Source organism: Pseudomonas sp. Nvir (assembly GCF_963778085.1).
Taxonomy (GTDB): Bacteria; Pseudomonadota; Gammaproteobacteria; order Pseudomonadales; family Pseudomonadaceae; genus Aquipseudomonas; species Aquipseudomonas juntendi.
Map to the genome: position 1 here is coordinate 1,882,793 of NZ_OY970405.1, position 26,720 is coordinate 1,909,512.

Consider the following 26,720-nt stretch of genomic DNA (forward strand, 5'->3'; position numbering starts at 1 on the left):
TCTTAGCGGATCTGTGGGCCGATGAAGCGGCTCTTGGCTTCAACCTGTGCGCTGCTGTCGTCGGCGCTGTTGAGGATGAAGGTGATTTCGTTGGTGGTCGATGGCAGTTTTTCCGGCGCCACCGACAGCTGCACCGGCAGGCTGACGATATCCCCGGCGGCCACGCGGATCTCGCGTTGGCCTTCGAGCGTGAGGTCTGGCAGGCCAGTGGCGTCCAGCACATACACATGGTCACGCTGGTCCTTGTTCATGACCTTCAGGCTGTACACGTTCTCGATCCGGCCCTGGGCATTTTCGCGGTACAGCACACGGTCCTTGCTGACGTCGAAACCGACCAGCGAGCGGGTGGCGAAGGCCGTGGCCAGGCCGATGATCATCACCAGCAGCACCAGCGCGTAGCCGATCAGGCGTGGCCGCAGCAGGTGGGTTTTCTGCCCGGAGAGGTTGTGCTCGGTGGTGTAGCTGATCAGCCCTTTGGGGTAGTTCATCTTGTCCATGATGCCGTCGCAGGCATCGATGCAGGCGGCGCAGCCGATGCATTCGATCTGCAGGCCGTCGCGGATGTCGATGCCGGTCGGGCAGACCTGCACGCACAAGGTGCAGTCAATGCAGTCACCCAGGCCTTGGGCCTTGTAATCCGCGCCTTTCTTGCGCGGGCCCCGGGTTTCGCCGCGGCGCGGGTCATAGGAGACGATCAGTGTGTCCTTGTCGAACATCACGCTCTGGAAGCGGGCGTAGGGGCACATGTACACACACACCTGCTCGCGCAGCCAACCGGCGTTGCCGTAGGTGGCGAGGGTGAAGAAGCCAACCCAGAAATAGGCCCAGCCATCGGCCTGGCCGGTGAAGAACTCGATCACCAGTTCACGGATCGGCGAGAAGTAGCCGACGAAGGTCATGCCGGTGACGAAACCGATCAGCAGCCACAGGCTGTGCTTGCTGAACTTGCGCAGGAACTTGTTGGCGCTCATGGGCGCCTTGTCCAGTTTGATGCGCTGGTTGCGGTCGCCCTCGGTGACTTTTTCACACCACATGAAGATCCACGTCCATACGCTTTGCGGGCAGGTGTAGCCACACCAGACCCGGCCTGCGAACACGGTGATGAAGAACAGGCCGAAGGCGGCGACGATGAGGATGCCTGACAACAGGATGAAGTCCTGTGGCCAGATGGTGGCACCGAAGATATAGAACTTGCGCTCGGGCAGGTTCCACCACACCGCCTGGTGGCCACCCCAGTTCAGCCATACCGTGCCGAAGTACAGCAGGAACAGCGCGGCACCGCCAACCATGCGCAAACGCCGGAACAGGCCGGTGAAGGCGCGGGTATAGATTTTTTCGCGGGACGCGTAGAGGTCGACGGAGTCCTTCCCTTTCGTGGCAGGCGGGGTTACATCATGTACCGGAATTTGCTTGCTCATCATCAAGTCCCACGGCAGTGGAAAAATGCCGCGGCCAGTGCGTGCCGGCCGCAGTCTCGCGCAATCTGCTAGCGCTCTGCGGTTCATGATACGCCGCTGTGGGCGGCCCGGGGTCGCACTGCGACCTTTAGTCGCGTTGGGTTCGCGGTGTGAATCGTGTTATGGCGGGTGTCAATTGATCCAGGTCATCAGTCTGCGAGAAATGCTTGGTTGTGCCGGCCTTTTCGCGGGCTTGCCCGCTCCCACAGGTCCCTCATCAGCCTCGAGGCTGTGGGAGCGGGCGAGCCCGCGAAGAGGCCGGGCCTGCCTTACTCGGCCTTGGCCGGCTCAGCCTGGTGCGACAGGCTGTACACATAAGCCGCCAGCAAGTGCACCTTGTCGTTGCCCTGCAGCTGTTCCTGGGCCGGCATCTGCCCTTGGCGGCCATAGCGGATGGTCTGCTGCAACTGGGCAAAGCTGGAGCCGTAGATGAACGCCTGCGGGTGGGTCAGGTTCGGTGCCCCCATGGCTGGCGTGCCTTTGCCTTCCGGCCCGTGGCAGGCCACGCAGTTGGCGGCGAAGATCTTCTGCCCATTCTGCACATCGGCCTTGACCCCTTGCGGCAGGGTACGGCCATCGAGCTTGCTGACCACGAATGCCGCGACGTCGGCCACACCTTGGTCACCGATCACTTCGGCCCATGCCGGCATCACACCGTGGCGGCCGCCCATGATGGTGGCCTTGATGGTTTCCGGCTCGCCGCCCCAGCGCCAGTCATTGTCGGTCAGGTTGGGGAAACCGAAGGCACCCTTGGCGTCGGAGCCATGGCACACCGAGCAATTGGAGGCGAACAGGCGTGCGCCCATTTTCAGCGCCTGCGGGTCTTTGGCCACCTCCTCGATAGGCATGGCGGCGAACTTGGCGTAGATCGGGCCGAAGCGTGCCTGGGCCTTGGCCATTTCCTTTTCCCACTCGTGCACGCCGGTCCAGCCCTGCTGGCCGTTGGAAAACTCGGTCTGTTTGTCGTTGTCCAGGTAGGCATAACCCGGCAGCATGCCTTTCCAGTTGCCCAGCCCTGGGTACAGCACCAGGTAGCCGAGGGCGAAGACGATGGTGCCGACGAACAGCCAGAACCACCATTTCGGCAGTGGGTTGTCGTACTCCTCGATACCATCGAAGGCGTGCCCGACGGTTTCGTCGGTCACCTCTTCGCGCTGGCCCTTGCGGGTCGACAGCAGCAGCCAGGTCAACGAGAAGATGGTGCCCAGGGTCAGGACGGTAACGTACAGACTCCAGAAGGTTGTCATTGTTGTTTGCTCCCAGAAGCTTTTGCTTGCTCGACGTGCCGTTTGGCCTCGGGGTCATCGGCGAAGGGCAGTTGGGTGGCTTCGTCGAAGTCCTTCTTGCGCCGTGGGTTGAACACCCACAGCGCCAGGCCCACGAACGCCACCATCACCACGACGGTACCCAGGCCGCGAATCATCCCGATATCCATCAGCGTCACCGTTTGCTCTTGATGATGGTGCCAAGACCCTGCAGGTACGCCACGAGGGCGTCCATTTCGGTCTTGCCCTTGACCGCGTCACGGGCGCCGGCAATGTCGGCGTCGGTGTACGGTGTGCCGAGTGTGCGCAGCACCTCCATCTTCTTCGCGGTGTCCTTGCCGTCGAGCGTGTTCTCGACCAGCCAGGGGTAGGCCGGCATCTTCGATTCCGGCACCACGTTGCGCGGGTTGTACAGGTGCGCGCGGTGCCAGTCATCGGAGTAGCGGCCACCGACCCGTGCCAGATCCGGCCCGGTGCGTTTGGAGCCCCACAGGAACGGGTGGTCCCACACGCTCTCGCCGGCGACCGAGTAGTGGCCGTAGCGCTCGGTTTCGGCGCGGAACGGGCGGATCATCTGCGAGTGGCAGCCCACGCAACCTTCGCGGATATAGATGTCGCGGCCTTCCAGCTCCAGGGCGGTACGCGGCTTCATGCCCTCGACCGGCTTGTTGGTCACGTCCTGGAAAAACAGCGGGACGATCTGGGTCAGGCCACCGACGCTTACCGCGATGACCATGAAGAAGGCCAGCAGGCCAATGTTCTTCTCGACGGCTTCATGCTTCATCAGTGCGCTCCCACAACGACGATCTTGGCGGCTTCTTCAGCCTGTGCCGGGTTGGCGGCACGCACGGTACGCAACACGTTGTAGGCCATCAGCAGCATGCCGCTGGCGAAGAACGCACCGCCCAGGGCACGCACGATGTAGCCCGGGTGGCTGGCTTGCAGTGCCTCGACGAACGAGTAGGTGAGGGTGCCGTCATCGTTGATGGCACGCCACATCAGGCCCTGGGTGATGCCGTTGACCCACATCGAGGCGATGTACAGCACGGTGCCGATGGTGGCCAGCCAGAAGTGCGCGTTGATCAGGCCAACGCTGTGCATCTGCACGCGGCCATACAGGCGCGGGATCATGTGGTACACGGCGCCGATCGAAATCATGGCGACCCAGCCGAGGGCGCCTGCGTGCACGTGGCCGATGGTCCAGTCGGTGTAGTGCGACAGCGAGTTGACGGTCTTGATGGCCATCATCGGGCCTTCGAAGGTGGACATGCCGTAGAACGCCAGCGACACCACCAGAAAGCGCAGGATCGGGTCGGTACGCAGTTTGTGCCAGGCGCCCGACAGGGTCATCATGCCGTTGATCATGCCGCCCCAGCTTGGCGCCAGAAGGATGATCGACATCACCATACCCAGCGACTGCGCCCAGTCGGGCAGGGCGGTGTAGTGCAGGTGGTGCGGGCCGGCCCAGATGTACAGGGTGATCAGCGCCCAGAAGTGCACGATCGACAGGCGGTACGAGTAGATCGGCCGCTCGGCCTGCTTGGGCACGAAGTAGTACATCATGCCCAGGAAGCCGGTGGTCAGGAAAAAGCCCACGGCGTTGTGCCCGTACCACCACTGGATCATCGCATCGGTGGCGCCGGAGTAGGCCGAGTACGACTTGAACAGGCTGACCGGCAGGGAGATGTGGTTGACGATGTGCAGCATTGCGGTGACCACGATGAAGGCACCGTAGAACCAGTTGCCGACATAGATATGCTTGGTCTTGCGCTTGACGATGGTGCCGAAGAAAACCACCCCGTAGGTGACCCAGACAATGGCCAGCAGAATCGCCAGTGGCCACTCAAGCTCGGCGTATTCCTTGGTGGTGGTGTAGCCCATCGGCAGGGTGATCAGCGCCCCGACGATCACCGCCTGCCAGCCCCAGAAGGTGAAGGCGGCCAGGCTGTCGGAAATCAGCCGCGTCTGGCAGGTGCGCTGCACCACGTAGTAGCTGGTGCCGAACAGCGCGCAGCCGCCGAAGGCGAAGATCACCAGGTTGGTGTGCAGCGGACGCAAGCGGCCGAAGCTGGTCCAGGGCAGGTCCAGGTTCAGTTGTGGCCACACCAGCTGCGAGGCGATGAAGACGCCGAGGCCCATGCCAAGGATCCCCCAGACCACCGTCATGATGGCGAACTGGCGGACGACCTTATAGTTATAAGCAGTCGGACTGATTGCTGTGCTCATTCTAAGGTTCCACGGTTTTGATGTTCTTGTTGGTTGAAAAATCGGCGCCAGTATTGATAACCCTCCGGGTTACCGCAACGCAACTTTGGTACGCCGACCCGTGTCCGGGCCCGTTCACTGATGTCCCGCAGCGCTCGGGTCAGGTGGATTGTACACAAATAAATATTTGTAATGTGTACCGTTTTTCACCTTTTTCTGATCGATTGGTCAAGCTTTTTTTGGGGCGGCCACTGGCCAGGCGCGGCGTCTGCGCCGGTGCTTTCGTAGGATGCCCACTGTGGCAACAAGCTTAGTTCTGTTCGGAGGGGGTGCAAGGGAGGGAGTAGGGCGGGGGAGCGCTGGGGCTGCTCTGCAGCCCTTTCGCGACACAAGGCCGCGCCTACAGAAAAAATGCGATCTCCTGTAGGAGCGGCCTTGCGTCGCGATGGGCCGCAAAGCGGCCCCGGGGGTATTACTTGGAGGTCACAGTTTCAGCCGCGCCATCCTGCGACAGGCTGTACACATACGCCGCCAACAGGTGCACTTTGTCATTACCCTGAATCTCGGCCTGCGCCGGCATCTGCCCTTGGCGACCGTAGCGGATGGTCTGTTGCAGCTGGGCAAAGCTCGACCCATAGATGAACGCCTGTGGGTGGGTCAGGTCGGGCGCGCCCATGGCCGGGGTGCCTTTGCCTTCCGGCCCGTGGCAGGCCACGCAGTTGCCGGCGAAGATCTCCTTGCCCTTGGCCGGGTCGGCCTTGGCGCCTTCCGGCAGTTTACGGCCGTCCATGCTGGTCAGCACGAACGCGGCGACGTCGGCCACGCCCTGCTCGCCAATCACCTCGGCCCAGGCCGGCATCACACCATGGCGGCCGTTCATGATCGACGCCTTGATGGTCTGCGCATCACCGCCCCAGCGCCAGTCCTTGTCGGTGAGGTTGGGGAAGCCGAACGCGCCCTTGGCGTCCGAGCCATGGCAGACCGAACAGTTGGAGGCGAACAGGCGCCCGCCCATTTTCAACGCCTGCGCGTCCTTGGCCACTTCCTCCACCGGCATGGCGGCGTACTTGGCGAAGATCGGCCCGAAGCGGGCATCGGCCTTGTCCATTTCCTTTTGCCATTCGTTGGCGCCGGTCCAGCCATTTTCATAACCCGGCAGAATGCCTTTCCAGTTGCCCAGGCCCGGGTAAAGGATCAGGTAGCCGACCGCGAACACCAGGGTGCCGACGAACAGCCAGAACCACCACTTGGGCAAGGGGTTGTCGTACTCCTCGATGCCGTCGAAGCTGTGGCCCATAGTCTGGTCGGTGGGGTTGTGGCTCTGGCCCTTGCGGGTGGCGAGCAACAGCCAGGTCAGGCCAATCAGGCTCCCGATGGTCAGTACGCTGATATACGTACTCCAGAAGGTGGTCATTGCCCGTTACTCCTTTTTGCAGCAGGTTCCTGCCCGGCAGCGGGCAGGCGGTCGTCGACGAAGGGCAGCAAGCGCGCCTCGGCGAAATCACGGTCGCGACGGCGGTTGAATACCCACAGGGAGAGGCCGATGAAGGCGACCATCACCACCAGGGTGCCGAGGCCGCGAATCATGCCGGTGTCCATTTCCATCGCAATCACCTCTTGTTCTTGATCGCGGTGCCAAGCACCTGCAGGTAGGCCACCAGCGCGTCCATCTCGGTCTTGCCCTTGACCGCGTCGCGGGCACCGGCGATGTCGTCGTCGGTGTAGGGCACGCCGAGGGTACGCAGGGTGCGCATCTTCACGTCGGTGTGGCTGTTGTCCACCTGTTGGGCGACCAGCCAGGGGTACGCCGGCATCTTCGATTCCGGTACCACGTTGCGCGGGTTGTACAGGTGCGCGCGGTGCCAGTCGTCCGAGTAGCGGCCGCCGACCCGGGCCAGGTCCGGGCCGGTACGCTTGGAGCCCCACAGGAACGGGTGGTCCCACACGCTCTCGCCAGCGACCGAGTAGTGGCCGTAGCGCTCGGTTTCGGCGCGGAATGGGCGGATCATCTGCGAATGGCAGCCTACGCAGCCTTCGCGGATGTAGATGTCGCGGCCTTCGAGCTGCAGCGCGGTGTAAGGCTTCATGCCTTCGACCGGCTTGTTGGTGACGTCCTGGAAGAACAGCGGCACGATCTGGGTCAGGCCGCCGATACTGACGGCCAACACCATCAGCAGGGCCAGCAGGCCAACGTTTTTCTCGATGACTTCATGTTTCATCAGGCAGGTCTCCTCAAGCCAGCTGGGCGTTCGCAGGGGCAGCATCAAGCGCCGGCGAACGCACGGTGCGCCAGGTGTTCCAGGCCATCAGGAACATGCCGCTGAGGAAGATCGCACCGCCGACGAAGCGCACGATGAAGCCTGGGTGGCTGGCCACCAGGGTTTCCACGAACGAGTAGGTGAGCGTGCCGTCGCTGTTCACTGCGCGCCACATCAGGCCCTGGGCAATGCCGTTGACCCACATCGAGGCGATGTACAGTACGGTGCCGATGGTGGCCAGCCAGAAATGCGCGTTGATCAGGCCGATGCTGTACATGCGTTCCTTGCCGAACACTTTCGGGATGGTGTGGTACAGCGCGCCGATCGAGATCATCGCGACCCAGCCGAGGGCGCCAGCGTGCACGTGGCCGATGGTCCAGTCGGTGTAGTGGGAAAGGGCGTTGACCGTCTTGATGGCCATCATCGGGCCCTCGAAGGTGGACATGCCGTAGAACGCCAGCGACACCACCAAAAAGCGCAGGATGGGGTCGCTGCGCAGTTTGTGCCAGGCCCCCGACAGGGTCATCATGCCGTTGATCATGCCACCCCAGCTCGGTGCCAGCAGGATCAGCGACATCACCATGCCCAGCGATTGCGCCCAGTCAGGCAGGGCGGTGTAGTGCAGGTGGTGTGGGCCGGCCCAGATGTACAGGGTAATCAGCGCCCAGAAGTGCACGATCGACAGGCGGTAGGAATACACCGGGCGTTCGGCCTGCTTGGGCACGTAGTAGTACATCATCCCCAGGAAGCCCGCGGTCAGGAAGAAGCCCACCGCGTTGTGGCCATACCACCACTGCACCATGGCGTCGGTGGCACCGGCATAGACCGAGTACGACTTGGTCAGGCTGACCGGCAGTTCCAGGTTGTTGACGATGTGCAGCATGGCCACCGTCAGGATGAACGCGCCGAAGAACCAGTTGCCCACGTAGATGTGCTTGGTGTTGCGCTTGATCAGCGTGCCGAAGAACACGATGGCGTAGCAGACCCAGACGATGGTGATCAGGATGTCGATCGGCCATTCCAGCTCGGCGTATTCCTTGGAGCTGGTGTAGCCCAATGGCAGGCTGATGGCCGCCAGCAGGATCACCAGCTGCCAGCCCCAGAAGGTGAACGCGGCCAGGCCGGGTGCGAACAGGGTGGTCTGGCAGGTGCGTTGCACCGAATAATAGGACGTGGCGAACAGCGCGCAGCCGCCGAAGGCGAAGATCACCGCATTGGTGTGCAGTGGGCGCAGGCGGCCGAAGCTGGTCCAGGGGAGGTCGAAGTTGAGGGAAGGCCAGGCAAGCTGGGCGGCGATGAAAACGCCGAGCCCCATCCCGACGATTCCCCACACCACCGTCATGATGGCGAATTGGCGGACCACCTTGTAGTTATAGGCGGTACTGCTGGTTGTGTTCATGTATGGGTTCCCATCCACGGTTATTTGGCAGGCTTTACAGCGAGGCAAGCATGATTAATGGGCAAAGTGCCGGTATTGACGGGGATCAATGGGCGAAGGTCGGAAATGTCCCAGGCTTGCGCTGCGATCTTGCGCAGGTCGAGGGCGGGGAGGGTTACAAGGGCTGCCTGATCCTGGCCCATGGTGCCGGTGCGCCGATGGACAGCGGGTTCATGGACGAAATGGCGCAAAGGCTTGCGGCACTTGGGGTAGCGGTGCTGCGCTTCGAGTTCCCGTACATGGCCGAGCGCCGGGTTGGCGGTGGCAAGCGGCCGCCGAACCCGCAGAAGGTATTGCTGGAAAGCTGGCGCGAGGTGTACCGGCACGTGCGACCTTTGGTCGCGGGCAAGCTGGCGGTGGGTGGCAAGTCGATGGGCGGGCGCATGGCCAGCCTGCTGGCCGACGAACTGGGCGCCGATGCGCTGGTGTGCCTGGGCTACCCGTTCTACGCGGTGGGCAAACCCGAGAAGCCGCGCGTGGAGCACCTGGCCGGGTTAAAAACCCCGACGTTGATCGTGCAGGGCGAGCGCGATGCGCTGGGTAACCGGGAGGCGGTGGCAGGGTATGCGTTGTCGCCGGCGATCGAGGTGAGCTGGCTAGTGGCGGCGGACCATGACCTGAAGCCGTTGAAGGCTTCGGGGTTCAGCCATGAGCAGCATTTGCAGGCGGCTGCGCAGCGAGTTGCCAGCTTTTTGGCAGGCATACGCTTGTAGGAGCGGCCTTGTGTCGCGAAAGGGCCGCGCAGCGGCCCCGGCAATTCACGCGGCGAAGCTAAAAACTGGGGCTGCTTCGCAGCCCTTTCGCGACACAAGGCCGCTCCTACAACGAGCGTGCCAATAGCGAACAATTAATCGCGGTACTCGCACAGGTAAGCGGTGTCTACCTTCACCTGCAGCTGGAACTTGCTGTCAGCCGGTACATTGAACGTGTCGCCCGCCTTGAAGGTTTCCCAGTTGTCGCTGCCTGGCAGCTTGACGATCAACGCACCCGACACCACGTGCATGATTTCACGCTTGGCGGTGCCGAACTCGTATTCGCCCGGGGCCATCACGCCGACAGTGGCCGGGCCTTCTTCGCCCGTGAAGGCGATCGACTTGACGGTGCCGTTGAAGTACTCGTTGACCTGGAACATGGGCGTCTCCTGAAAAAGGGGAGGAAAAAGGGCTGGCCAGTATGCCCAAGCCCAATGGCCTCGTCATCTGCTTTCAGGGCCCGTCGGCGGGCAGGCTCAAGGGCAGCAGCCGCGCTGTGTTGCGCGCATCTTCCAGGGCCCGGTGCTGCTGCCCGCAGAAGTGCATGCCAGCCAGTTGCAGGGCGCCGTTCAGGCCGGCAGGGCGCTGCAGGTGGCGGGCCTTGGCAAAGCGTTGCTTGAGGTTGATGTGCGCCAGCGTGCGCAGCAGGCTGTCCAGGCCGTGCAGGTGCCATTCCTGGTGCAGTTGCTGGCGGTCGTAGTCGCCCCAACTGACCCAGGCCTGCAACTGTTCACGATGCTGTCCTAGCCAGTGCTCGAAGCTGGCCCATACCTCGCGAAACGGCGCGGCCGCATCGACGTCGGTCTGGCTGATGTGGGTCAGCTCGCGACAGAACGGGGTCAGCTGCGGGCGCCGCCGCGGGCGCACGAAACGCTGGAAGTGGTCGACCTCACGGCCTTCGCGGGTGACCAGGCTCGCGCCGATTTCAATGACTTCCATCTCCGTGACCGGCCACCCACCCTCATCGGTGGTGGCCTCCAGGTCGATCACCAACCAATGGCCCATACCAGGCTCCCTTGCAGATCCTGCTAGAGCGTAGCCAAACTCGGCGCATCCGGCACCTCGTGGCATTTTGCCGCCCGTTTTGTCACCGCCAATGGCGTATCGAGGGGCACGAAAGCCGGAGGCAGCAGTTGTGCCGCCCCGGTAAAACGCCTAGCTTAAGCGGACCCAGGCATGAACCGTGATGAATGTCCGCCTTTACCCTTGCGCCCGGCCTGAAGGCCTTGTCCACCCTCATGTTGCTGGCTGTGTACTGGTTGGCCGTACCGGCATGCGCGGCAGGTGCCATCGAGGTGAAAGTCGGTGCCGCGCATTTCCCGCCGTATACGGTGCGCCCCGAGCAGGGCGCCGATATCGGCTTGTTGCCGCAGTTGGTCGCTGCGCTCAACCGTGCCCAGCAGCGCTACCGCTTCGTATTGGTGCCCACTTCCATCCAGCGGCGTTTCAGTGACTTGCAGCAGGGCCGTACCGATATGGCCATTTTCGAGAACCCGCAGTGGGGCTGGGAGCAGATCCCCCATCAACAGGTGGACATGGGCCTGGAAGATGCCGAAGTGTTCGTGGCCCGCCAGGTGGACGGGCGCGCCCCGCATTACTTCGATGACCTGAAGGGCAAGCGCCTGGCCCTGTTCAACGGCTATCACTATGCGTTCGCCGGTTTCAACGCCGACCCGCGCTACCTGCGCAAGGCCTACAATGCGACGTTGACCTATTCGCACGACAGCAACCTGCTGATGGTGCAGGCGGGCCGCGCCGACATTGCCCTGGTCACGCGCTCCTACCTCAGTGACTTCCTGGCACGTAACCCGTCCAGCCGTGCGCAACTGGTTGCATCGCAGCGCATCGATCAGGTTTACCACCACTACGCGCTGCTGCGGCCCGCCGCGCCCATTGGCGAGCGGTCGTTCGCTGAACTGTTGAGAGGTTTGCGTGATAGCGGTGAACTGGCGCGCATTTTCCAGCCTTACCGCATCGCCGTCAGTGCGCCCGAGGACTAAATTGCCGCCGCGTGGCATCGTTCTCGACAGTGAGCCCTTTGTTCATTTCGCGAGACCCACCCATGCCCTTCGATGCCGCTTCGCAGCCACAGTCACCGCCACGTTGGCGCAGCCTCAGTGCCGAGGAGGGGGCCAACAGGCTGAGCCTGACCCTGGAGGGCCGCCCGCTGGCGCAGGTGCGCCTGCAGGCGGGTCCAACCTTGCAGGTACACCTTGAGCAGCTGTGCCCCGAGCGCCCTTATCAAGCCTTGTGGGCGGCCTGCTATTGGCTGTTGTCCCGTGACAGTGCCTGCCAGCGCCTGGCCTGGCACCTGCCCGAGGTGGTGCCGCAGGCATTGGCCAGCGGCCTGCTGCTGGTGGGCGATGTGCCTGGGCAGTACCTGTGCGAGCGCGCGCTGTTCTGGCAATTGCCGCAGCCCTGGCTGGGTGAGGCGCTGGCTGCACCCTACCCGCAGCAGATGCAGATCAGCAACGGCAAGCGCCACCCGCGGCGGGCGCCCAAGCCCCGTGGCGAGGTCTATCGGCGCTTCGATGCGCGGCTGGGTAGCTGGGTGTCACTGCGCACCCTGGACATCGAGCATGACCTGGAGCGCTTCAACCGCTGGCAGAACGACCCGCGCGTGGAGGCGTTCTGGCAGGAAAGCGGCACGCTTGCCCAGCACCGCGCGTACCTGGCCAAGCTGGAGGCCGACCCGCATACCCTGACGTTGATTGGCTGCTTCGACGATCAGCCATTTGCCTATTTCGAGGTTTACTGGGCCAAGGAGGATCGCATTGCACCGTTCTACCCGGCTGATGACTACGACCGCGGCATCCACATGCTGGTCGGGGAGCAGAGCCATCGTGGGCCCCACAAGGTCGCTAGCTGGCTATCGGCGCTGGTGCATTACCTGTTCCTGGATGACCCGCGTACCCAGCGGGTGGTCGCCGAGCCGCGTGCCGACAATGGCAAGATGATCGGCTACATGCACGACCAGTGCTTCCATTGCGAGAAGGAGTTCGACTTCCCGCACAAGCGCGCGGCGCTGATGATTCTGGGGCGGGAGCGGTTCTTCGATCGTTGCAGGCTCGCCTGATGGCCAGAGCGGCAAGCTGCAAGCTACAAGCTACAAGCTACAAGCTACAAGCTACAAGCTACAAGCAAAAGCCGATCGCGTTCTGCTTTGGCTTTTTCTTTTAACTTGAAGCTTGCAGCTTGCAGCTAGGGTCAGCCCTGCCGGTTGGCGGTCTTGCGGCAATGCACCAGGGCATCGCGGATCATGAAGTTGACCAAGGTCGGCGACACGCCCAGTTCCTTGGCGATGTCCTTCTGCGGTACGCCATGCAGGCGGTACATCTCGAACGCATAGCGGGTGCGCTGGGGCAACTGGTTCAGCGCTTCGGCTATATCGTCCAGCGCGGCCAGGTTGATGTGGGTGGCTTCGGGCGAGGCGTTCTGGATGACCACATTCAGGCCTTCCTCTTCACTGCCGGAGTATCTCAGCTCCATCGCCTGCTTGCGGTAATGGTCGATCGCCAGGTTGCGCACGATCTGGAACAGGTAGCTCAGCTGCGCCTTGAACGACGAGGTTATCTGCGGAGCGGCGCTGAGCCGGAAGAAGGCGTCCTGCACCACATCTTCGGCACGCGAGCGGCAGCCGGTAATGCGCGCTGCAATCTTGACCAGAATGCTGCGGTTGTCTACGAAGGCCTGCAGTAATGGTGAATCGCACTTACTTGTGGATAGTTGTTCCGCCATGGAAATCACCTTGTCACAAAGGGGGAGGACGCACCCGGGGCAGGGAAGCTTCCTACGACGTGCGACAAGCTATTCACAATGATAATGATTGTCAAATGCGAAATGTAATTGGTATCAGGGTTTTTCGATTTTTGCGAGGTCTGTCGGGGGGCGTGGTGCCTGCCTGGAGAAAGTGTTGCGACGACAAAGTGCAGGCCATGACAGGTGTGTCGCCTGGAAGACCGAGCGCCGCCCGCGCGGCGCATCGCGAGCTGCGCTCGCTCCAACGTTTGTTTCGGGCCAGTAACGCCTGTGACAGGCGCGCGCGACCGCTTTGTCTGTACGGCGCGATATTGAGGCATGCACCAAGGCGTTCGCGCGCGAATCCCACAGGAATAATTGGCCCGAAACAAACGTAGGAGCGAGCGCAGCTCGCGATGCGCCGCGCGGGCGGCGCTCGGTCTCCCAGGCGACACCCCCGTCATGGCATGCCCGTCAATCCGCCGACCCCGCCAGCTCCGCTAATTTCTCCCGCCGCCCATCCGTTCCCCTGAGTACATCCCCGGCCGCCAACCGCTGCCCGCCCATGTCCGCGGCGCAGTCGGCACGCCCCAACAGATACTGGCAGGAACACCCCATGACGGACGCCTTCGAACTCCCGCTCTCGCTGGTCCAGGCCCTGGCGCAACGCGCCGCGCAGACCCCGGACAGGATTGCCCTGCGCTTTCTCGCCGACGCCCCGCACGAGCAGGCTGTGCTCAGTTATCGGGAGCTCGACCAGCGCGCGCGCACCATCGCCGCCGCCCTGCAGGCACGCGCCAGCTTTGGTGACCGCGCGGTGTTGCTGTTTCCCAGTGGGCCGGATTACGTAGCGGCGTTCTTCGGCTGCCTGTACGCCGGCGTGATCGCAGTGCCGGCCTACCCGCCAGAGTCTGCCCGCCAGCACCACCAGCAACGCCTGCTGTCGATCATCGCCGACGCTGAGCCGCGCCTGCTGCTGACCGTGGCGGCGCTGCACGACAGCCTGCAGGGCCTGGAAGCACTTGCCGCCGAGGCGGCGCCCGCGTTGCTGGCAGTGGATGGCCTGGACCCCGCCCTGGCCGACACCTGGCAGGAACCTGCCCTCAGCAGCCAGGACATCGCCTTCCTGCAGTACACCTCCGGCTCCACCGCACTGCCCAAAGGCGTGCAGGTCAGCCATGGCAACCTGGTGGCCAACGAACAACTCATCCGCAGCGGCTTTGGCATCGACCTCAACCCCGACGACGTGATCGTCAGCTGGTTGCCGCTGTACCACGACATGGGCCTGATCGGCGGCCTGTTGCAGCCGATCTTCAGCGGTGTGCCTTGCGTACTGATGTCGCCCGGCTACTTCCTCGCCCGGCCCGTGCGCTGGTTGCAGGCCATCAGCGACTACGGCGGCACCATCAGCGGCGGCCCCGACTTTGCCTACCGCCTGTGCAGCGAGCGGGTCAGCGAGGCCTCGCTGGCCGGCCTCGACCTGAGCCGCTGGCGCGTGGCCTATTCGGGCTCCGAGCCGATCCGCCAGGACAGCCTGGCGAGCTTCGCCGACACCTTCAAGGCCTGCGGCTTCGACCCCCAGAGCTTCTTCGCCAGCTACGGCCTGGCCGAAGCAACCTTGTTCGTCAGCGGCAGCCGCCGTGGCCAGGGTATCCCCGCGCTTGCGCTGGATGCCGACGCCTTGGCTGCCAACCGCGCCGAGCCCGGTACCGGCAGCGTGCTGATGAGTTGCGGCTTCCCGCAGCCGGGGCACGCGGTACGCATTGTCGAGCCGCAACAGCTGCAACGGCTGGGCGACAACCAGGTGGGAGAAATCTGGGCAGGTGGGCCGAGTATCGCCTCGGGCTACTGGCGTAACCCAGAAGCCAGCGCGCGCACCTTCGTCGAAATGGACGGGCAGACCTGGCTGCGAACCGGCGACCTGGGTTTCATGCGTGAAGGGGAGGTGTTCGTTACCGGGCGCCTGAAAGACATGTTGATCGTGCGTGGGCAGAACCTGTACCCGCAAGACCTGGAAAAAACCCTCGAGCGTGAAGTGCAGGCACTGCGCAAAGGCCGGGTGGCGGTGTTCGCCGTCGAGCATCAGGGCGAGGAGGGCATCGGCGTGGCGGTGGAGATCAGCCGCAGCGTGCAAAAGGCCACCCAACCCCAGGCGCTGATCAACACCCTGCGCCAGGTCATCGCCGATGCCTGCCGCCAGGCGCCGGCGGTGGTGCTGCTGCTCAACCCGGGCGCGTTGCCGAAAACCTCCAGCGGCAAGCTGCAGCGTTCGGCCTGCCGCGTGCGCATGGCCGAGGGCAGCCTGGACTGCTATGCCCAATTCCCTGAGCCGAGCGCCGCTGCTGCCACCCAGGCATCAGGCGATGCCTTGCAGGCACGCATCGCGGCGGTGTGGCGCGACACCCTCAAGGTGCAGGCAGTAGCGGCAGATGACCATTTCCTGCTGTTGGGCGGCAACTCCATCGCCGCTACCCAGGCCACGGCGCGGCTGGCCGACGAACTGGGCATCGACCTGAGCCTGCGCACCTTGTTCGAGGCGCCGGTGCTGGCTGACTACAGCAACGCGGTGGCTGCGCTCATCGGTGCAGGCGCTGCCCAGCCCACAGCTATCGCGCCCCTGGCACGCGCCCAGGCGCTGCCCCAGTCGCTGGCGCAGAACCGCCTGTGGCTGTTGTGGCAACTGCAACCCCAATCGGCGGCCTACAACATTCCCGCCGGCCTGCACCTGCGTGGCGAACTGGACGCTAGCGCCCTGCAGGCCGCATTCCAGGCACTGGTGGCGCGCCACGAGTCGCTGCGTACCGTGTTCGCTGAAGAAAACGGCCAGGCGCTGCAGCGTATTCTGCCGCAGCAGCCGTTCAGCCTGGCCCGCCTGGACCTCGCAGGCCAGACCCCCGAGCAGGTCGCCGCCCAGCGTGAGGTCGAGGCCTGCCAGCCGTTCGACCTGACGCAAGGCCCGTTGCTGCGTGTGACCCTGGCCCGGCTCGACGATGAAGACCATCAGCTGTGGGTGACCCTGCACCACATCGTGGCCGATGGCTGGTCGCTGAACATCCTGCTCGATGAATTCGCCAAATTGTATGCCGCTCACTGCCAGGGCCTGGAGGCAGCGTTGGCGCCGCTGCCCCTGGGCTACGCGGACTACGGCAACTGGCAGCGGCAGTGGCTGGCCGACGGCGAAGCCGAACGCCAACTGCAGTACTGGAAGGCCCAGCTCGGTGACGAACTGCCCGTGCTTGACCTGTGCACCGACCAACCCCGGGCCAACCAGCGCACATTCAGTGCTGCGCGTTTCAGCGTGAAGGTCCCCGCCACGCTCAGCCAAGCCCTCAAGGGCCTGGCGCAGGCGCAGCAGGCCAGCCTGTTCATGGTGCTGCTGGCCGGCTGGCAGGCACTGTTGCAGCGCTACAGCGGCCAGGCCGAGATCCGCGTCGGCGTGCCGAATGCCAACCGCCCGCGCCTGGAAACCCAGGGCATGGTCGGCTTCTTCATCAACACCCAGGTGCTGCGCGCGCAACTCGATGGCCGCATGCCGTTCAGCCAACTGCTGGCGCAGGTCCGCCAGGCCACGCTACAGGCCCAGGCCCACCAGGACCTGCCGTTCGAGCAGTTGCTCGAGGCCTTGCCGCAAGCCCGCGAGCAGGGCCTGTTCCAGGTCATGTTCAACCACCAGCAACGCGACCTGTCGGCACTGCGCCGCCTGCCAGGCTTGCTGGCCGAAGAGTTGCCGTGGCACAGCCGCGAAGCCAAGTTCGACCTGCAACTGCACAGTGAAGAGGACCATCAGGGCCGGTTGAGCCTGGCGTTCGACTATGCCGACGAACTGTTCGAGGCCAGCACCATCCAGCGCCTGGCCGGGCAGCTGCTGGCACTGCTGGAGCAAGTGTGCGCCGCGCCCGACCTGGCCTTGGCCGAGGTACAACTGCTCGACGAGGCGGGCCGGCGCCAGTTGTTGGGTTGGGGCCAGGCCGAAGCCGCCGCGCCGCAGCAACTGCTGGTCGAGCAACTCAACGAGCAGGCCCGCCTGACCCCGCAACGTACCGCCCTGGTATGGGCGGGTGGCAGCCTGGACTACGCCGAACTGCACCAGCAGGCCAACCGCCTGGCCCACTACCTGCGCGACAAAGGTGTCGGTCCTGACACGTGCGTCGCCATCGCCCTCGAGCGCTCGCCGCAACTGCTGGTCGGCTTGCTGGCCATTCTCAAGGCCGGCGGCGCCTACGTGCCGCTCGACGTGGATTACCCCGCCGAGCGCCTGGCGTACATGCTGGCCGATTGTGATGCTGGCCTGTTGCTCAGCCACAGCAGCCTGGTGGGCAAGCTGCCACAGGTCGATGGCGTCAGCACCATCGCCCTCGACCAGCTGCACCTGGACAGCTGGCCCAGCCAGGCCCCCGGCTTGCACCTGCAAGGTGACAACCTGGCCTACGTCATCTACACATCCGGCTCCACCGGCCAGCCCAAAGGCGTGGGCAATACTCACGCGGCGCTGGCCGAGCGTTTGCACTGGATGCAGGCCAGCTATGGGTTGGGCGACGAGGATGTGCTGCTGCAGAAAGCGCCGATCAGTTTCGACGTGTCGGTGTGGGAGTGCTTCTGGCCGTTGATCACCGGCAGCAAGCTGGTGCTCGCCGGCCCTGGCGAGCACCGCGACCCGCAGCGCATTGCGGCCCTGGTCCAGGCGCATGGCGTGACCACCCTGCATTTTGTGCCGCCACTGCTGCAGGTGTTTGTTCAGGAACCACAGGCCGCGGGCTGCGCCAGCCTGCGCCGGGTGTTTTCCGGGGGCGAGGCCTTGTCGGCGGCGCTGCGCGACCGGGTGCTGCAACTGCTGCCGCACGTGCAGCTGCACAACCGCTACGGCCCGACCGAAACCGCCATCAACGTCACCCACTGGCATTGCCAGGCCACGGACGGTGAGCGTTCGCCCATCGGCCGGCCGCTGGCCAACGTGCTGTGTCGGGTACTGGATGACGAACTCGAACTCACCGCACCCGGCGTGCCGGGTGAGTTGTACTTGGGCGGTGCGGGCTTGGCCCGTGGGTACCTGGGGCGCCCAGGGCTTACCGCCGAGCGTTTCGTACCCCAGGCCGATGGCAATGGCCAGCGCCTGTACCGCAGTGGTGACCGCGCCCGTTGGCAGGTTCAGCTGCAAACGCTGGAATACCTCGGGCGTCTGGATCAGCAGGTGAAAGTACGGGGGTTGCGCGTTGAACCTGAAGAAGTCCAGGCCTGCCTGTTGGCGCAAGCGGGTGTCGAGCAGGCGCTGGTGCTGGTCCACAACGATGCGGTCGGCGCGCAACTGGTTGGCTACTACAGCGGCAGCGCCCAGGCCGAAGCCTTGTTGACGGTACTGGCCGAGCACCTGCCGGCGTACATGGTGCCGGCGCAGCTGATTGCCCTTGCGCACATGCCCCTGGGCCCCAGCGGCAAGGTCGACCGCAAGGCGCTGCCGGCCCCGGTGTGGCAGCAGCGTGAGCACGTCGAGCCGCAAACAGCACTGCAACAGCAGGTCGCTGGCATCTGGCGCGATGTACTGAACCTGCCCCGTGTAGGGCTGCGCGATGATTTCTTCGCCCTGGGTGGCCACTCGCTGCTGGCCACCCAGATCGTTTCCCGCACGCGCCATGCGTGCGACGTGGAGCTGCCGCTCAAGGCCCTGTTCGAGGCCAGCGAGCTGGGCGCATTCTGTGCCGAGGTAGCCCGCATCCAGGTCAATGGCCAGCGCAACCTGCAAGGGCAGATCGCCCGCGTAGACCGCCGCCAGGCGGTGCCGCTGTCTTATTCGCAACAGCGCATGTGGTTCCTCTGGCAAATGCAGCCCGACAGCCCGGCCTATAACGTGGGCGGCATGGCGCGCTTGCGCGGCACCTTGCACGTCGAGGCGTTCGAGCGGGCGCTGCACGCGCTGATCGTGCGTCACGAAGCCCTGCGTACAACGTTCCCCAGCATCGACGGGGTGCCCTACCAGTGCGTGGCCGAAGACAGCGGCCTGCACCTGCACTGGCAGGACTTCAGCGCCTTGCCCGGCGCTGCCCGTGCGCAACGCCTGCAACAGCTGGCCGATGACCAGGCGCACCAGCCGTTCGACCTTGAGCGCGGCCCGCTGCTGCGCGCCTGCCTGGTCAAGGCCGCAGAGCGCGAGCACTTCTTCGTGCTGACCCTGCACCATATCGTGACCGAAGGCTGGGCCATGGACATCTTCGCCCGCGAGCTGGGTGAACTGTACGAGGCCTTTGTCGACGACCGCGAGTCGCCATTGGCACCACTGCCGGTGCAGTACCTGGACTACAGCGTGTGGCAACGGCAATGGCTGGAAAGCGGCGAGGGCGCTCGCCAACTGGCCTATTGGCAAACGCGCCTGGGCACCGAGCACCCGGTGCTGGCGTTACCCGCCGACCGCCCACGCCCGGCGGTGCAAAGCCACCGGGGCGGGCTGTACCGCTTCGAGCTCGACCCGGCCCTGGTCGAGCGCGTGCATGCCTTCAACAGCCAGCGTGGCCTGACCCTGTTCATGACCATGACAGCCACCCTGGCTGCCTTGCTGCACCGCTACAGTGGCCAGCGCGACCTGCGCATCGGTGCGCCGGTGGCCAACCGCATCCGCCCGGAAAGCGAAGGGCTGATCGGCGCCTTCCTCAATACCCAGGTGCTGCGCTGCGAACTGGATGGGCAGATGAGCGCCAGCGCCTTGCTGGAGCAGGTGCGCCAGGCTGCCATCGAAGGCCAGTCGCACCAGGACCTGCCGTTCGATCAACTGGTCGAGGCCCTGCAACCGCCACGCAGCAGTGCCTATAACCCGTTGTTCCAGGTGATGTGCAACGTGCAGCGCTGGGCCTTCCAGCAAAGCCGCAGCCTGGCCGGCATGCAGGTGGATTACCTGGTCAACGACGCCAGCGCCACCAAGTTCGACCTGTACCTGGAAGTGACCGACCTGGATGGCCGCCTGGGCTGCTGCCTGACCTACAGCCGTGACCTGTTCGATGAGCCGCGTATCGCGCGCATGGCCGAACACTGGCAACAGCTGCTGGTCGGGCTGCTCGACAACCCGCAACAGCGCCTGTGCGAGCTGCCGATGCTGAGCAGCAGCGAGCAGCAGCAACTGCTGGGCCAGTTGCAGGGCGACCCGCACTTGGGCCTCGGGCAGACCCTGCACGGGTTGTTCGCGGCCCAGGCCGCACGCACGCCGCAGGCCGGGGCGCTGACCTTCGCCGGCCAGCACCTGAGCTATGCCGAGCTCGAGCAGCGCGCCAACCGCCTGGCCCGGGCCCTGCGCGAACGGGGTGTCGGGCCGCAGGTGCGGGTAGGCCTGGCGCTGCAGCGCTCGCTGGAAATGGTGGTTGGCCTGCTGGCCATCCTCAAGGCTGGCGGCGCCTATGTGCCACTGGACCCTGAATACCCGCTCGACCGCCTGCGCTACATGATCGAGGACAGCCGTATCGGCCTGCTGCTGAGCCAGCGCGAGCTGCTGCAAAGCCTGGGCGAATTGCCCGAAGGTGTGGCGCGCTGGAGCCTGGAAGACGACGCAGCCAGCCTGGCGGCCTACAGCGCTGCGCCGCTGGACAACCTCAGCCTGCCGCAGCACCAGGCTTACCTGATCTACACCTCCGGCTCCACCGGCAAACCCAAGGGCGTGGTCGTCAGCCATGGCGAATTCGCCATGCACTGCCAGGCCGTGAGCGCCGCGTTCGGCATGCGCAGCGACGATTGCGAGCTGCATTTCTATTCGATCAACTTCGACGCCGCCAGCGAGCGGCTGTGGGTGCCACTGTTGTGCGGTGCGCGGGTGGTGTTGCGTGCCCAGGGGCAGTGGGGTGCGGAGGAAATATGCCAACTGGTGCGCGAGCAGCGGGTGAGCATCCTTGGCTTTACCCCAAGCTACGGGAGCCAACTGGCGCAATACCTGGGCGGCCAGGGCGAGCAACTGCCGGTTCGCCTGGTGATCACCGGTGGCGAGGCGCTGACCGGTGAGCACCTGCAGCGTATTCGCCAGGCATTCGCGCCCCAGCAGTTCTTCAATGCCTATGGGCCGACCGAGACCGTGGTCATGCCGCTGGCCTGCCTGGCGCCAGAGGTGCTGCCCGCAACGCTGGGCAGTGTGCCGATCGGCCAGGTCATCGGCAGCCGCACGGCCTACATCCTCGACGAAGACCTGGCGCTGTTGCCGCAAGGGGGTATCGGTGAGCTGTATGTCGGCGGCGCCGGCCTGGCCCAGGGCTACCACGATCGCCCGGGCCTTAGCGCCGAGCGCTTCGTTGCCGACCCGTTCGGCAGCGCAGGTGGGCGCCTGTACCGCACCGGTGACCTGGTACGCCTGGGCGCCGATGGCCTGGTCGAGTATGTTGGCCGCGCCGACCAGCAAGTGAAAATTCGCGGTTTCCGCATCGAACTGGGCGAGATCGAAAGCCGTCTGCAGGCACACGCCGATGTCGACGAGGCAGTGGTACTGGCCCTCGACCTGCCAGGCGGCAAGCAGCTGGTGGGCTACCTGGTGTGCCAGCAGGCCGCAGCCGACAACGAGGTGCAGCACCGCCTGCGCGAAGCCGTGAAGGCCGAGGCCCGCCAGCACTTGCCAGACTACATGGTGCCTGCGCACCTGGTGCTGCTTGATAGCCTGCCGCTGATGGGCAACGGCAAGCTCGACCGCCGCGCCCTGCCGCTGCCGGACCTTGAGCAAGCCCGCCAGCACTACCAGGCCCCTGGCGATGACGTGCAAGCTCGGCTGGCGCAGATCTGGGGCGAGGTGCTCAACGTCGCCCAGGTGGGGGTGCAGGACAACTTCTTCGAACTGGGCGGCGATTCGATCCTGTCGATCCAGGTGGTCAGCCGGGCGCGGCAGGCCGGGCTGCAGTTCACGCCACGCGACCTGTTCCAGCACCAGACCATCCAGGCGCTGGCCGCTGTGGCAAGGCAGAGCGAAGCGCACAGCAGCATCGACCAGGGGCTGCGCGAGGGCCAGGTTGGCCTGACGCCGATCCAGCACTGGTTCTTCGACAGCGAGGTGCCGCAGCCACAGCATTGGAACCAGGCGCTGCTGCTGGCGCTGCGCCAGCCGCTGGATAAAGCCACGCTGGAGCAGGCGCTGGCCGCGCTGGTGCAGCACCACGACAGCCTGCGCCTGCGTTTCAGTGCCGCCGCGAGCCGTTGGCAGGCTGCCTACACCCAGCCGGCTGAGGATCAGCTGTTGTGGGCTGCCACCGTCGCCGATTTTGCCGATTGCCAGGCGCTGTACAGCGATGTGCAGCGCAGCCTCGACCTGCAGCAGGGCCCGCTGCTGCGCGGCCTGCTGGTGACGGACGGCCAGGGCCACCATCGCCTGCTGCTGGCGATTCACCACCTGCTGGTCGATGGTGTGTCCTGGCGTGTGCTGCTGGAAGACTTGCAGGCGCTGTACCGTGGCCAGCCACTGCCCGCCAAGACCCATGCCATGGGCGACTGGGCCGCGCGCCTGGCCAGCTATGCCGGCAGCGATTCGTTGCGTGACGAGCTGGGCTGGTGGCAAAGCCAACTGGGGGGTGCCCGCCGTGAGCTGCCCTGCGATCACCCCCAGGGCGGTAACCTGCACCGCCACGCGCTAACCCTGACGACCGGCCTGAACGCCGAGCAGACCCGGCAGTTGCTGCAACAGGCCCCGGCTGCCTACCACACGCAGGTCAACGACCTGCTGCTGACCGCGCTGGCGCGGGCCATGTGCCGCTGGAGTGGGGACGACAGCGTGCTGGTGCAGCTGGAAGGCCATGGCCGCGATGGGCTGTTCGAGGATATGGACCTGACCCGCAGCGTGGGCTGGTTCACCAATGCCTACCCGTTGAGCCTGCGCCCGGTGCCCGGTGAGGATGACGCCGCGCGGGCAGGCTCGATCAAACGCATCAAGGAGCAGCTGCGCCAGGTGCCGCACAAAGGCCTGGGTTACGGCGTGCTGCGCTACCTGGCGGACGCCGCCGGGCGCGAGCAGATGGCGGCGTTGCCGCAGGCACGCATTACCTTCAATTACCTGGGCCAGTTCGACCAGCAGTTCGACAGCGCGGCGCTGTTCCAGCCGCTGGATGCCCCGGCCGGCCTGGCCCACGACCCCGACGCGCCGCTGCCCAACTGGCTGAGTGTCGATGGCCAGGTGTATGGCGGCGCCCTGCAGCTGCGCTGGACCTTCAGCGCCGAACGCTACGACAGGCAGACCATTGCCGCGCTGGCCGAAGCCTACCGCCTGGAGCTGCTGGCATTGGTGGAGCATTGCCTGGCCGAGGGCAATGGTAGTTTCACCCCTTCGGATTTCCCGCTGGCGCACCTGACGCAAGCGCAGATCGACGCCCTGCCGGTGCCGGCAGCGCAGATCGAGGACGTGTACCCGCTGAGCCCGATGCAGGAGGGCATGCTGCTGCATACCCTGCTGGAGCCGGGCACCGGCCTGTACTACATGCAGGACCGCTACCGCATCAACAGTGCGCTGGACCCCGATCGCTTCGCCCAGGCCTGGCAGGTCGTGGTGGCGCGCCACGAAGCCCTGCGCGCCTCGTTCAGCTGGAACAGCGGTGAGGCGATGTTGCAGATCATTCACAAGCCGGGCGACCTGGCCGTCGACTACCAGGACTGGCGCGGGCTTGCCGAGGCTGCCCAGGAGCAACGCCTGCAAGCCTTGCACAAGCAGGAGCGCGAGGCGGGCTTTGCCTTGCTCAGCGAGGCACCGTTCCACCTGCGCCTGGTGCGCGTGGCAGACGAGCGCTACTGGTTCATGATGAGCAACCACCACATCCTGATCGATGCCTGGTGCCGCTCGCTGTTGATGAACGACTTCTTCGAGGTTTACCAGGCACTTGGCGAGGGCCGCCAGGCGCAGTTGCCGGTGCCGCCGCGTTACCGCGACTACATTGGCTGGCTGCAACGCCAGGGGCTGGACGATGCGCGGGCCTGGTGGCAGGCCAACCTGGCCGGGTTCGAGCGCGCCACGGCGCTGCCCAGTGACCGCCCATTGCGCCATGACCATGCCGGCAGCGGCATGGTCGTGGGCGACTGCCATACCCGCTTGCAGGTGAGCGAGGGCGTGCGCCTGCGCGAACTGGCGCAGGCGCACCAGCTGACCGTCAACACCTTTGCCCAGGCGGCCTGGGCCCTGCTGCTGGCGCGTTACAGTGGCGAGCGTGACGTGGCCTTTGGCGTGACCGTGGCCGGCCGCCCGGTCAGCATGCCGCAGATGCAGCGCACCGTGGGCCTGTTCATCAACAGCGTCGCGTTGCGCGTGCGCCTGCCGCTGGCCGGGGAGCGTTGCAGCGTGCGCCAGTGGTTGCACAGCCTGCTGCAAAGCAACATGGAGCTGCGCGAGTACGAGTACCTGCCCTTGGTGGCGATCCAGGAGTGCAGCCAACTGCCCAAGGGCCAGCCGCTGTTCGACAGCTTGTTCGTGTTCGAGAACGCCCCGGTGGAAACCGCCGTGCTCGACCATGCGCAGCACCTGAACGCCAGCTCCGACTCGGGCCGTACCCACACCAACTTCCCGCTCACGGCGGTGTGCTACCCCGGCGATGACCTGGGCCTGCACCTGTCGTTCGACCAGCGCTACTTCGACTACCCGACCGTCGAGCGCCTGCTGGCCGAGTTCAAGCGGCTGTTGCTGGCGCTGGTAGAGGGCTTTGCCGGGGAGGTGAGCGAACTGCCGTTGCTGGGCGCCGAAGAACAGCGCTTCCTGCTGGAAGACTGCAACAGCACCGAACGGGCTTATCCGCTGGAGCAAAGCTACGTTGCCCAGTTCGAAGCGCAAGTGGCCGCGCACCCGCAGCGTGTCGTTGCCCGCTGCCTGGAAGCCGCCTACGACTATGCCGGTCTGAACCTGGCCGCCAACCGTCTGGGCCACGCACTGATCCTGGCCGGCGTGAAGGTCGACCAGCCGGTGGCGCTGCTGGCCGAGCGCGGCTTGCCGCTGCTGGGCATGATCGTCGGCAGCTTCAAGGCCGGCGCCGGCTACCTGCCGCTGGACCCTGGCCTGCCGGCGGCGCGCCTGCAAAGCATCATCGAGCTCAGCCGCACGCCGGTGCTGGTGTGCAGTGCCGCCTGTGCCGAGCAAGGGCGGCAACTGTTGAGTGCGCTGCCCACGCAGGCGCGCCCGCAACTGCTGGTGTGGGAGGAAATCCAGGCCAGCCAGGTCGCCAGCCACAACCCTGGGATTCACAGCGGGCCGGACAACTTGGCCTACGTGATCTACACCTCAGGTTCCACCGGCCTGCCCAAAGGCGTGATGGTCGAGCAGCGCGGCATGCTCAACAACCAGTTGAGCAAGGTGCCTTACCTGGGCCTCAGCGAGCAGGATGTGATAGCCCAGACGGCGTCGCAGAGTTTCGACATTTCCGTGTGGCAGTTCCTGGCTGCGCCGCTGTTCGGGGCTACCGTGCAGATCGTGCCGAACGCCATCGCCCATGATCCGCAGGGCCTGCTGGCGCATGTGCAGGCCAGTGGCATCACCGTGCTGGAAAGCGTGCCATCGCTGATCCAGGGCATGCTGGCCAACGACCACCAGGCGCTCGATAGCCTGCGCTGGATGCTGCCAACCGGCGAGGCCATGCCACCGGGGCTGGCCGCGCAGTGGCTGCAGCGCTACCCGCAGGTGGGGCTGGTGAACGCCTATGGCCCGGCGGAGTGCTCGGATGACGTGGCGTTCTTCCGGGTCGATGCCGCCTCGACTCAAGGCGCCTATTTGCCGATCGGCACGCCAACCGACAACAACCGCCTGTACCTGTGCGGGGACGATCAGGCACTGGTGCCGCTGGGCGCGGTGGGTGAACTGTGCGTGGCTGGCACCGGCGTTGGCCGTGGCTACGTTGGCGACCCGGTGCGCACGGCACTGGCGTTCATCCCGCACCCGTACGGTGCGCCGGGCGAGCGCCTGTACCGTACTGGCGACCTGGCGCGGCAGCGCCCGGACGGTGTGCTGGAGTACGTTGGGCGCATCGACCACCAGGTGAAGATTCGCGGTTATCGCATCGAGTTGGGCGAGATCGAGGCGCGCCTGCACGAACAGGCACAAATCCGCGATGCTGCCGTGGGGGTACAGGAGGGTGCCAATGGCAAGCACTTGGTCGGTTACCTGGTTGCGCACCAGGGCATTGCCGGGGACGCTGAATTGCTGGAGCGGATCAAGCAACGCCTGCGCGCCGAGTTGCCGGAGTACATGGTGCCGTTGCACTGGGGCTGGTTCGACAGCCTGCCGCACAATGCCAACGGCAAGCTGGACCGCAAGGCCCTGCCCGCCATCGACATCGGCGGCCAGCGCGGCCAGGCCTACCAGGCACCGCGCAATGAGCTGGAAGACGTACTGGCGGGTATCTGGGCCGATGTGCTCAAGGCTGAGCGGGTCGGGGTGCACGACAACTTCTTCGAGTTGGGCGGGCACTCGTTGCTGGCCACGCAGATAGCCTCGCGGGTGCAGAAGCAGTTGCAGTTGAACGTGCCGCTGAGGGCGATGTTCGAGTGCAGCACCGTGGCGGAGCTGGCGGAGTATGTGCAGGGGCTGCAGGGCAGTGCACTGGATGACGACAAGGTCGATCGGCTAAGTGACCTGATGGCGGAGCTGGAGGGGTTGTAAACCGCAGGCTATGCCCCCACCGCCAATGTCTGGCGGC

Annotated in this window: 16 protein-coding genes; 4 read left to right on the forward strand and 12 right to left on the reverse strand. The window is 65.1% G+C overall.

All coding sequences use genetic code 11. The features are described from left to right. Window positions 1-2: 2 nt before the first annotated feature. From ccoG to ccoN (AACG97_RS09180), 9 genes are all read right to left on the reverse strand, one after another. Complete coding sequence (gene ccoG, locus AACG97_RS09140; RefSeq protein WP_110677327.1) at window positions 3-1,418, reverse strand: cytochrome c oxidase accessory protein CcoG; 1,416 nt, start codon at window positions 1,416-1,418, stop codon at window positions 3-5. A 308-nt stretch (window positions 1,419-1,726) separates the two neighbouring features. Continuing rightward, complete coding sequence (ccoP, locus tag AACG97_RS09145) at window positions 1,727-2,704, reverse strand: cytochrome-c oxidase, cbb3-type subunit III (protein WP_029885690.1); 978 nt, start codon at window positions 2,702-2,704, stop codon at window positions 1,727-1,729. Then, complete coding sequence (locus tag AACG97_RS09150; RefSeq protein ID WP_009683899.1) at window positions 2,701-2,892, reverse strand: CcoQ/FixQ family Cbb3-type cytochrome c oxidase assembly chaperone; 192 nt, start codon at window positions 2,890-2,892, stop codon at window positions 2,701-2,703. Before AACG97_RS09150 ends, ccoP (AACG97_RS09145) begins: the two co-directional genes overlap by 4 nt. A 5-nt stretch (window positions 2,893-2,897) precedes the next feature. Further along, window positions 2,898-3,506 (reverse strand): cytochrome-c oxidase, cbb3-type subunit II, encoded by a 609-nt coding sequence (ccoO, locus tag AACG97_RS09155; RefSeq protein ID WP_009683898.1) that lies wholly within the window; start codon window positions 3,504-3,506, stop codon window positions 2,898-2,900. Further along, window positions 3,506-4,948, reverse strand: a complete 1,443-nt coding sequence (gene ccoN / locus AACG97_RS09160; RefSeq protein WP_029885689.1) for a cytochrome-c oxidase, cbb3-type subunit I — start codon at window positions 4,946-4,948, stop codon at window positions 3,506-3,508. Before ccoN (AACG97_RS09160) ends, ccoO (AACG97_RS09155) begins: the two co-directional genes overlap by 1 nt. A 451-nt stretch (window positions 4,949-5,399) precedes the next feature. Beyond that, on the reverse strand, window positions 5,400-6,341 hold the full coding sequence (ccoP, locus tag AACG97_RS09165) for a cytochrome-c oxidase, cbb3-type subunit III (RefSeq protein WP_125855258.1): 942 nt from the start codon (window positions 6,339-6,341) through the stop codon (window positions 5,400-5,402). Continuing rightward, window positions 6,338-6,532 carry a cbb3-type cytochrome oxidase subunit 3 gene (locus AACG97_RS09170; RefSeq protein WP_009683895.1) on the reverse strand — a complete coding sequence of 65 codons (195 nt, stop codon included), beginning with the start codon at window positions 6,530-6,532 and terminating at the stop codon, window positions 6,338-6,340. Before AACG97_RS09170 ends, ccoP (AACG97_RS09165) begins: the two co-directional genes overlap by 4 nt. A 5-nt stretch (window positions 6,533-6,537) precedes the next feature. Beyond that, entirely contained in the window at window positions 6,538-7,146 is a 609-nt protein-coding gene (ccoO, locus tag AACG97_RS09175; protein WP_009683894.1) for a cytochrome-c oxidase, cbb3-type subunit II, read from the reverse strand. 13 nt (window positions 7,147-7,159) lie between these two features. After that, entirely contained in the window at window positions 7,160-8,584 is a 1,425-nt protein-coding gene (gene ccoN / locus AACG97_RS09180) for a cytochrome-c oxidase, cbb3-type subunit I (RefSeq protein ID WP_054890393.1), read from the reverse strand. A gap of 50 nt (window positions 8,585-8,634) precedes the next feature. Between ccoN (AACG97_RS09180) and AACG97_RS09185 the strand changes: the two genes are divergently transcribed. Next, window positions 8,635-9,336: an alpha/beta family hydrolase gene (locus AACG97_RS09185; RefSeq protein ID WP_225785736.1), complete on the forward strand. Its 702-nt coding sequence runs from the start codon at window positions 8,635-8,637 to the stop codon at window positions 9,334-9,336. A gap of 134 nt (window positions 9,337-9,470) precedes the next feature. Here AACG97_RS09185 and ppnP read toward each other — a convergent pair whose 3' ends face one another. Both ppnP and AACG97_RS09195 read right to left on the reverse strand, forming a co-directional pair. Continuing rightward, window positions 9,471-9,755 carry a pyrimidine/purine nucleoside phosphorylase gene (ppnP, locus tag AACG97_RS09190; RefSeq protein WP_009684816.1) on the reverse strand — a complete coding sequence of 95 codons (285 nt, stop codon included), beginning with the start codon at window positions 9,753-9,755 and terminating at the stop codon, window positions 9,471-9,473. A 73-nt stretch (window positions 9,756-9,828) separates the two neighbouring features. Beyond that, window positions 9,829-10,380 (reverse strand): exonuclease domain-containing protein, encoded by a 552-nt coding sequence (locus AACG97_RS09195; RefSeq protein WP_054890391.1) that lies wholly within the window; start codon window positions 10,378-10,380, stop codon window positions 9,829-9,831. A gap of 185 nt (window positions 10,381-10,565) precedes the next feature. On the opposite strand from AACG97_RS09195, the gene AACG97_RS09200 reads away from it, so the two are divergent. Continuing rightward, a complete protein-coding gene (locus AACG97_RS09200) occupies window positions 10,566-11,375 on the forward strand; it encodes a substrate-binding periplasmic protein (protein WP_009684814.1) in 810 nt (269 codons plus the stop codon). Between the two features lie 62 nt (window positions 11,376-11,437). After that, window positions 11,438-12,451: a GNAT family N-acetyltransferase gene (locus tag AACG97_RS09205; RefSeq protein WP_125855256.1), complete on the forward strand. Its 1,014-nt coding sequence runs from the start codon at window positions 11,438-11,440 to the stop codon at window positions 12,449-12,451. 131 nt (window positions 12,452-12,582) lie between these two features. Here AACG97_RS09205 and AACG97_RS09210 read toward each other — a convergent pair whose 3' ends face one another. Beyond that, window positions 12,583-13,113: an RNA polymerase factor sigma-70 gene (locus AACG97_RS09210; RefSeq protein WP_009684812.1), complete on the reverse strand. Its 531-nt coding sequence runs from the start codon at window positions 13,111-13,113 to the stop codon at window positions 12,583-12,585. A 616-nt stretch (window positions 13,114-13,729) separates the two neighbouring features. Here AACG97_RS09210 and AACG97_RS09215 point away from each other — a divergent pair. Further along, window positions 13,730-26,683: a non-ribosomal peptide synthetase gene (locus AACG97_RS09215; protein ID WP_232554951.1), complete on the forward strand. Its 12,954-nt coding sequence runs from the start codon at window positions 13,730-13,732 to the stop codon at window positions 26,681-26,683. Window positions 26,684-26,720 lie beyond the last annotated feature (37 nt).